General features: G+C 53.6%; 6 protein-coding genes. 4 read left to right on the top strand and 2 right to left on the bottom strand.

Going from position 1 to position 7,887, the window contains the following annotated elements; genetic code table 11:
• Positions 1-275: 275 nt before the first annotated feature.
• Positions 276-1,190 carry a myo-inosose-2 dehydratase gene (iolE, locus tag ABF287_RS17195; RefSeq protein ID WP_347186224.1) on the bottom strand — a complete coding sequence of 305 codons (915 nt, stop codon included), beginning with the start codon at positions 1,188-1,190 and terminating at the stop codon, positions 276-278.
• A gap of 122 nt (positions 1,191-1,312) precedes the next feature.
• Here iolE and ABF287_RS17190 point away from each other — a divergent pair, with 122 nt between their 5' ends.
• Complete coding sequence (locus ABF287_RS17190; RefSeq protein ID WP_347186223.1) at positions 1,313-2,341, top strand: LacI family DNA-binding transcriptional regulator; 1,029 nt, start codon at positions 1,313-1,315, stop codon at positions 2,339-2,341.
• Here the strand turns inward: ABF287_RS17190 and ABF287_RS17185 are convergent.
• Positions 2,338-2,997, bottom strand: a complete 660-nt coding sequence (locus tag ABF287_RS17185) for a TetR/AcrR family transcriptional regulator (protein ID WP_347186222.1) — start codon at positions 2,995-2,997, stop codon at positions 2,338-2,340. The genes ABF287_RS17190 and ABF287_RS17185 overlap by 4 nt on opposite strands.
• 250 nt (positions 2,998-3,247) lie before the next feature.
• Here ABF287_RS17185 and ABF287_RS17180 point away from each other — a divergent pair, with 250 nt between their 5' ends.
• The 3 genes from ABF287_RS17180 to ABF287_RS17170 all read left to right on the top strand — a co-directional run.
• Positions 3,248-4,234, top strand: coding sequence for an efflux RND transporter periplasmic adaptor subunit (locus tag ABF287_RS17180; protein WP_347186221.1), 987 nt, complete (start codon positions 3,248-3,250; stop codon positions 4,232-4,234).
• Complete coding sequence (locus ABF287_RS17175) at positions 4,231-5,304, top strand: efflux RND transporter periplasmic adaptor subunit (RefSeq protein ID WP_347186220.1); 1,074 nt, start codon at positions 4,231-4,233, stop codon at positions 5,302-5,304. Before ABF287_RS17180 ends, ABF287_RS17175 begins: the two co-directional genes overlap by 4 nt.
• Positions 5,301-7,887: efflux RND transporter permease subunit (locus ABF287_RS17170; protein ID WP_347186219.1), on the top strand; the 2,587-nt coding region annotated here is incomplete at its 3' end. The genes ABF287_RS17175 and ABF287_RS17170, both read left to right, overlap by 4 nt.

Raw genomic sequence — 7,887 nt, 5'->3', positions numbered from 1 at the left:
GGCGAGCCGCCGATGTATTTTTCAAAGGAGCCCATATCTTCAAGGCGGCCGCCGATTTGTGCGCCATAAAGGTCAACGCCTGCGCGTCCGATGGTGATTACGTCGATGTCTTTGGTCATGGGGTTAAGCCTTTGCTACGCAAGTCAGAAAATTTTGTTTAGGTTCAGTGAGGTGGCGTAGGGAGATTTCGCCCCCCACTGATAGGTTTAAGCTGGGCATCTGCCCCGCTTGGATAAGTTGTCGATTTAAAGCGACGGAATTGGTGTTGGTGAGGGTCATGGACGTGCCCCTTGTTTGCTGTCGGGGTGTCCAAGAATGGCGCGCTGCACAAATTGAAAGGCCCGAGAGACCGTATCGGCAGGGGATTCATGGATCGGGTCTTGTTCCGCCTCAATCACCAGCCAGCCAGTGTACGCCCCTGAGCCAATGAACTCGGCGACCGCGTCAAACGAAACAGATCCATCGCCAGGCACAGTAAACATCCCGCGACGCACCCCTTCGTTAAAACTAATATCGTTGGCGCGTACGTCGGCCATGATATCAGCACGCAGATCTTTGAGGTGAATGTGGCAGATACGCGGGGCGAATTCTGTGATGAGTTGTCCATAGTCAAACCCAGCCGCAGCGGCGTGTCCTGTGTCTAACAGCAACCCAACATCGGGGCCTGTATGTGCCATCACCGTGCGGATTTCGTCTAGGGTCTCTGTCACCGTCATCAAGTGTGGGTGATAGGCAAGTTGCATGCCAAAATCGTCACGCAAGGCCTCTGCAAATGCCGTGAGACGTGCGCCATATGAGCCCAAATCACTGTCTGCGAGTGCCATTCTATCGGTCAGCGGACGATCCAACGCGTTTTCGATCATGTGACCGCATTCACCGTAAACCATCACATGTGCGCCGCAAGCGCGGAGCAATCCGGCATGCGCGCGCACGTCTGCAAGGGCCTCTTCAACGCTGCATTCGGCCAAAAACCCGTTGTACCAACCGGAGGCCAACGTCATGTCGTGTTTGGCCATGAGGCTGGTCAATTCTGCGGGGTCTGAAGGCAAAGCACGGCTCATTTCGACGCCTTGATATCCGGCGGCCTTTGCTTCGCTCACAAGTGCAGATGCGGTCGTTTCGACGCCGAGGTCTGGCAGGAATTCGTTCACCCAAGACAACGGGCTTACGCCAATACGTATCTTTTGCATGACGACCTCCGTCGTGTTCAGGTGTTGCATTTTATGTCCTCCCAGACTCACCTTGCAGGTTCTAGTTGAAGTTTTTCCATCTTCCGAGTTGAAAAATGATGGGAATCCATCATAGTGAGCAAATGACAAAGAAAACATCACTCGAAGATATTGCCAAAGCCGCAGGCGTTAGCATCGCAACCGTTGACCGTGTGGTGAATCAAAGGGGCGGCGTGTCGCCCAAATCCGAAGCCAAAGTTCTTGAATGGGCAAGTCGTCTTAATCTCGACCGGAAAATCTTTCGCCCCACGCTTAAATCTTTGCGCATCGCAGTGTTGCTGCCACTTGCCAAGAACCCCTTTTTCGCAGCATTGCGCGACGCCTTTGTGGCGCTGGACGGCGGGTCAAATGCCGCACAAATTCGCATTTACATTCACACGTTTGATCCCATTGATACACGTGCAGCTGCGCGCAAGATTGATTTGGTCGCCGCAGAATATGATGGCATTATCGTGTGCTGTCCGGACCACCAAGACACATCCGATGCAGCAACACGTGCGTCCCATCGCATTCCTGTTGTAACACTTGTTGCTGATCTGCCTGCATCGGGCCGTCTGGCCTATGTCGGGCCAGACAATCGCCAGATTGGACGGGTCGCGGGCGAACTTATGGGGCGCTTTTTGGGCCCTCAAGGGGGCAAAGTTCTGGTAATGTTGGGGCATCACCGAATTTCAGGGCACATGGAACGCGAGATGGGGTTTCGAGCCATTGCCCGCGAACGGTTTCCCAATATCGAAATTCTAGATGTTGCTGAAAGCGATGAAGACAGCAATCGCGCCGCTCAGATTGCGCAGAACGCATTGCACAATGATCCCGATATTTGCGGGATCTATAATGTGTCGGCTGGCAACTACAAAATTGCTCAGACGCTGATCAAGTTGGGGCGTGCTGAAGAAGTGGTGTTTATCTCACATGAGCTGACGCCGAAAAGATGTGCCATGCTCAAGTCAGGTCTGCTTGATGCGGTGATTGATCAAAACCCTCGGATGGAAGCGCGTCAGGCCATCGACGTTTTGGCCCACCACTTTAAGCGTATTGAGGATCGCCAAGTGCCAGATCCTTTCACGCCATTTGAGATTTTTTTGCGCGAAAATTGTCCAAATTTGACCTAAGAGTTCAATGAGTGACTGACGCATTTCTGCCCCGTATCTGAATCGGGAGACTGTTGAAAAATCGCTTCCAGAAAAACGTGAAGGATGTCGCGGATCGAATTTTGATCGTTGCGCGGTGCCATGAGTTTAAGGCCGCGAGAGAGTGCAATCATGCCCTTCGCAACTTGTTCGGTTGGGGCACAGGTTTCCAATTCACTTGCATCAGCAATTTTTTGCAACAACGAAACCATTTTTTGCGCATGTTCGGCGACAAGTTCATTGTAGGTGCTTGCGAACTTTTCATCGCGGATGGCGTGCAGGGCGATTTCAGTGTCGAGCAAGGCTTTTTCATCAGAGATAAAAAAGTCCATCAACCACGCGGTTGCCTCTTGCGCCAATTCGGCTGGAGATTCCGATTGCGAGTTTTCAATCTTGGAAATTGAGATGTACGCTTCTTGAAACTGCGCGCGCATGATCGCGAAGACAAGATCATCTTTGCTGGCAAAATTTGAATAGAATGCGCCCTGCGTAAATCCAGCTTTACTGGAAATATCTCGAACTGAGGCGCCAGAATACCCGTTTTTTGCAATCAAGGCCGCACCTGATTTAACCAGTGCTGCATGCGTTTCTTGCTGAGATTTTGCGCGATTGGTCGCGCCCACTGTTTTCGTGTTCATAACATTACAAATAGCAGTTGTAATCTGAAATTGCCAGTCCTATGTAGGCTGGATAGCGTTTGATATCTCAACGGCGCCGATTCCAACTGTTTCTTAAGTCTTAAGTCTTAAGTCTTGAGTGATTAACCCAAAGTACCAAGCTGTGAGTGATCCAATGCCTCGACATTATTCAATACCTCTCAAAGCGTCGCTGCTGTCTTTTTGTGCCGCGATGCTGCTGACAAATGCTGCAAGGGCTCAAGAGCCACTTGTGGTTGAGATTGTGACGGCCAAATCCATGGCGATTGAGCGTGGCATTTCAATGACTGGCGAAATCGTCGCACGCGACTCGCTGAGCGTTTCCTTCCCCAGCGGCGGCCGAATTGACAGCGTCGAAGTGCATGAGGGTGATGAAGTTGCGGCAGGTGCCGCCTTGGCGCGCATCTCGGCCATTCAGCAAGAACAAGCGTTGCGCGGTGCGCGCGCTGCGGTGTCAACGGCGACGGCTGATCGCGATCAAGCGCTGGAAGATTTGCGCCGACAAGAGTCTTTGCTTGAACGTGGCGCGACGACACGCGTCAGACGCGACGCCGCAGCCGATCAAGCGCGCGTCAAAGCAGGCGTTCTTGCGCAGTCACAAGCGGATCTGGATTTGGCAGAGAAAGCGTTGGAAGACACGGTTTTGATCGCGCCGGTGGCTGCAACGGTTATTGCCCGCCACGCGGAACCTGGTCAGGTGGTTGGTGCTGTGCAACCCGTTGTTGAATTGGCGCTTGGGGGCGCGATCGACGCGCTTTTTGATGCACCGGAAAGCCTGTTGACTGGCAGCACTGCCGTGCAAACCATGCAGCTTGCGCCTTTGGGTCGCCCCGATGATACATTTGTTGGCATTGTTCGCGAAGTGTCGCCGCTGGTCGATCCGGTTACAGGCACTGTGGCTGTGACCGTCACCATCGACGAGCGCCCCAGCGGTGTCGAATTTGGTGACGCCGTGCGCGGTGGGACGACCGAAATCACGGGCGAAGGAATTGTTTTGCCCTACAGCACCATGAGCGCAAATTCAGACGGACCTGCCGTGTGGGTTGTCGACCCTGAAACAATGACAGTGTCCTTGCGCGCCATTGAAGTGGACCGGTTTGAAACCGAAAGCATTGTTGTCAAAGCAGGCGTTGAGGAGGGGGCATGGGTGGTTTCAGCTGGCACACAACTGCTCTTTCCCGACCGGCTTGTGAAACCACTTGGGAATGTTGATCAATGAACCGTTTTATATTTGCGATCAGTGTGGCCTTAGCCTCACCAGTCTTTGCGAGCAGTGAAGTGTCATCTCAAATTGTCTCCGATGTACCTCGCCCCGTCATTACGGAACGCGTGGGCACAGATGTGCTGGAAGCCATCACATTCGTTGGGACCGTGGCCGCAGGCAATGAAGTGACACTGGGTTTTCCAATCAGTGGAACTTTGGCAGAACGCAGCGCGACGCTGGGCACATTTGTATCAAAGGGCGATATTTTGGCGCGCCTTGATCCGAAAGACTTCGAAGCCGAAGTGCGCAGTGCTGAGGCGCGCGTTCTTGTCGCGCAAACCAACCTTGGAACAGCTCAAGATACAGCTGCTCGATCCAAAGAGCTGTCCGAGCGCGGTGTGGATTCGGCCACACGGCTTGAGGACGCTTTGCGCGCCCTCGTTGCGGCCCAAGCGGGCGTCGAACAGGCGCAAGCAAATTTGGCGCGCGCACAAGACAAGCTTGATCTCGGCGATCTGCGCGCACCACAAGACGGTGTCATCACGGGCGCATTCTTGGACGCAGGTGCGAGCGTCTCGCCGGGGCTCGAAGTCGTTCGCTTGGCAAGCACCGATGAGCGTGAGGTCATTGTCGACATCAGCGAACAAGGGCTTGCCGACTTGGACATTGGCATGCGTTTTGATGTGGCTTTGGTGGCAAACCCGCGTCTTGTCGCGACGGCCACTTTATTCCGGATTGATCCCGTGGCCAATGGGGCGACGCGTTCACGCCGCGCGCATCTATTGCTTTCTGAGCCCCCCGCAGGTTTTCGATTTGGCGCATTGGTGCGCATCAATGCCATGGAAAATTCAGGCACCGTTGCAAGCTTGCCGCTCAGCTCAATCGTGGATCCTGATGGTGCTGCAAGTGTTTGGGTGGTTGACCGCGCCAACAACACCGTTAGTGCGCAGCCTGTCACTTTGGGTGAACAGTTCGGAACACGCGTGCGTGTCACAAACGGAATTTCTGTCGGGGATGAGGTCGTCCTGCGCGGGATCCATTCCTTGCATGATGGACAAATTATTGGACGGAGTATGTCGCAATGAATGGGTTTAATCTGTCCGATTGGGCACTCACGCACCGATCATTTGTTTGGTTCTTGATGATGGTTTCGATCGTCGCAGGCACGATTTCTTACATGGGCATTGGCCGCGAAGAAGATCCGGATTTCGCAATCAAAACGATGATTATTTCTGCGGCACTGCCGGGTGCGGATGTCGAACAGACGCTTTCGCAAGTCACAGACCGGATCGAAAAGAAGTTAGAAGAGCTGCCCGAACTTGACTACACGCGCTCCGTGACAGCTGCGGGTCAAGCTATCGTTTATGTGGAACTTTTGGCAACAACAGACGCAGCCGAATTGCCACGGATTTGGCAAACCGTGCGGTCGATGATGGGAGATATTCGCGGGCAATTCCCAAGCGAATTTGCCGGTTTTCAGTTCAACGATAATTTTGGGGATGTGTTCGGCAATCTATACGCCTTCACGTATGACGGATTTTCACAGCGCGAAGTCCGTGACCTAGCAGAAGATGTCGCCACCGAAGTTCAGGCGCTCGAAGATGCAGGGAAAGTCGACATCTTTGGTGTGCGCGATGAGGTGATCTACCTTGAATTTTCCACTGAACGTATGGCTGCTTTGGGGCTCAACCAAGAAGCCGTGCTCGCAACCCTTGCGGCACAAAACGCAATTTTGCCATCGGGCGTGATCAAAGCTGGACCAGAACAAATCTTGGTGCGTGTTGGCGGGCAGTTTGCAGATGCAGACAGCATTGCAGACATCAATTTGCGTGTCGGTGGCCAATTTTTCCCGCTTACAGATGTTGCTGACGTCAAACGCGGCTACCAAGATCCGCCCTCTGAACTGTTCCGTTTCAATGGCCAAGAAGCCGTTGGTCTGGCGGTTGGGATGCGCAAAGGCGCCAACATCGTTGAGTTTGGCGCTGCCTTGGATGCCGTTATTGAGCACGCAGTGTCCGAATTGCCCGTTGGCGTCGACGTACACCAAGTCGCCAACCAACCGCATGTGGTTGATGAGGCCGTGGGTCACTTTATCCAAGCCTTGATTGAAGCCGTATTGATCGTGCTTGCCGTGAGTTTTGTCAGTCTTGGCGTTCGCGCAGGTCTGGCCGTGGCAATCACTATTCCCTTGGTGCTGGCGATTACGTTTGTGATTATCGACTACATGGGTTTGACGCTGCAGCGGATTTCTCTTGGTGCGCTTATCATTGCGCTAGGGTTGCTGGTCGACGATGCCATGATCGCAATTGAAACGATGATTTCTCGTTTGGAAAAAGGGGAAAGCCGCACAGCATCTGCGTCTTATGCGTGGACATCTATTGCGGCGCCGATGCTGACAGGGACTTTGATTACAGTTGCGGGGTTCATTCCAATCGGTTTGAACACCTCTGCGGCGGGTGAATTTACATTCTCTTTGTTTGTCGTGATCGCTGTATCGCTGACAGTGTCGTGGGTGGTCGCAGTGCTTTTCGCGCCGCTTATCGGCGTGACGCTTTTGCCTAAAAAGATGAAGCATCATAGCGGTGAGCCGGGTCGCATCCGCAAGATCTTCCACATTGTTTTGCGCGCCGCGATGCGGTTTCGTTGGGCAACGATTATCATTACGTTGGTTGTTTTCTCGGGCTCGATTTACAGCATGCGCTTTGTCGAGCAGCAGTTTTTCCCAAACTCAGACAGACCTGAACTTGTTGTCGATATGACCTTGGCGCAAAACACGTCTATCTCTGAAACCGCGCGCCAAATGGATCGATTTGAGAGCTATTTGGAGGGTGATGACAACGTGTTGTTCTGGTCCTCATACGTGGGGCGCGGTGCACCGCGGTTCTTGTTGGCATTTGACGTGCCAACACCTGGCCCGCACACAGGTCAGATCGTGATTCAAACGCCATCAATTGAAGCGCGTGATGCTTTGCGGGCCAAATTAGATGAGGTGGCCGTTACCGAATTCCCTACAGCAGATATTTTTGTGAAGTTGTTGGAAATCGGGCCGCCTGTGGGGCGCCCTGTGCAGTATCGGATCAGTGGTCCAGACCCCGATATCTTGCGCGATCAAGCGCGTGATCTGGCGGCCGTGATGGCAACGGATTCGCGTTTGACAGGCATTGTGCTTGATTGGAACGAACCCGCACGTGTTGTACGGATTGATATTCTGCAAGACAAAGCCCGACAGCTTGGCTTGTCGTCTAGCGATATTTCGGCGGCGTTGAACACGATCTACGATGGGCGGTCCGTGACGGCTTTGCGTGACCAAGACTATTTAATCGACGTCCGCGCGCGCGGCGCTCAAGAAGATCGCCAATCGGTAGAAGCCTTGTCCAACCTGCAATTGTCGACCCCCAGCGGGCGGGCCATCCCGTTGCGCTCGGTTGCGACATTTAGCTACGACACGGAGCAACCCGTCATCCATCAACGTGATCGCTCGCCAACAATCACCGTCAAAGCTGCAATCGCATCGGATGATCAGCCTGCGACGATCGTGACGGCTTTAAGTGATCAAATTGACGCGTTCAACGCGCAATTGCCCTTCGGATACAAAGCCGTTGTGGGCGGGGCTGTTGAGGCCAGTGCTGACAGCCAAGCGCCGATCTTTGCCGTGTTCCCTGTGATGC

Source organism: Pacificibacter sp. (assembly GCF_039769035.1).
Lineage (GTDB): Bacteria > Pseudomonadota > Alphaproteobacteria > Rhodobacterales > Rhodobacteraceae > Celeribacter.
This window is presented reverse-complemented; position numbering and strand designations above follow the sequence as displayed.

Excerpts from the sequence above, each read along its gene's own strand:
- iolE (WP_347186224.1), bottom strand. The coding sequence starts at position 1,190 with ATGCAAAAGATACGTATTGGCGTAAGCCCGTTGTCTTGGGTGAACGAA.
- ABF287_RS17190 (WP_347186223.1), top strand. The coding sequence starts at position 1,313 with ATGACAAAGAAAACATCACTCGAAGATATTGCCAAAGCCGCAGGCGTT.
- ABF287_RS17185 (WP_347186222.1), bottom strand. The coding sequence starts at position 2,997 with ATGAACACGAAAACAGTGGGCGCGACCAATCGCGCAAAATCTCAGCAA.
- ABF287_RS17175 (WP_347186220.1), top strand. The coding sequence starts at position 4,231 with ATGAACCGTTTTATATTTGCGATCAGTGTGGCCTTAGCCTCACCAGTC.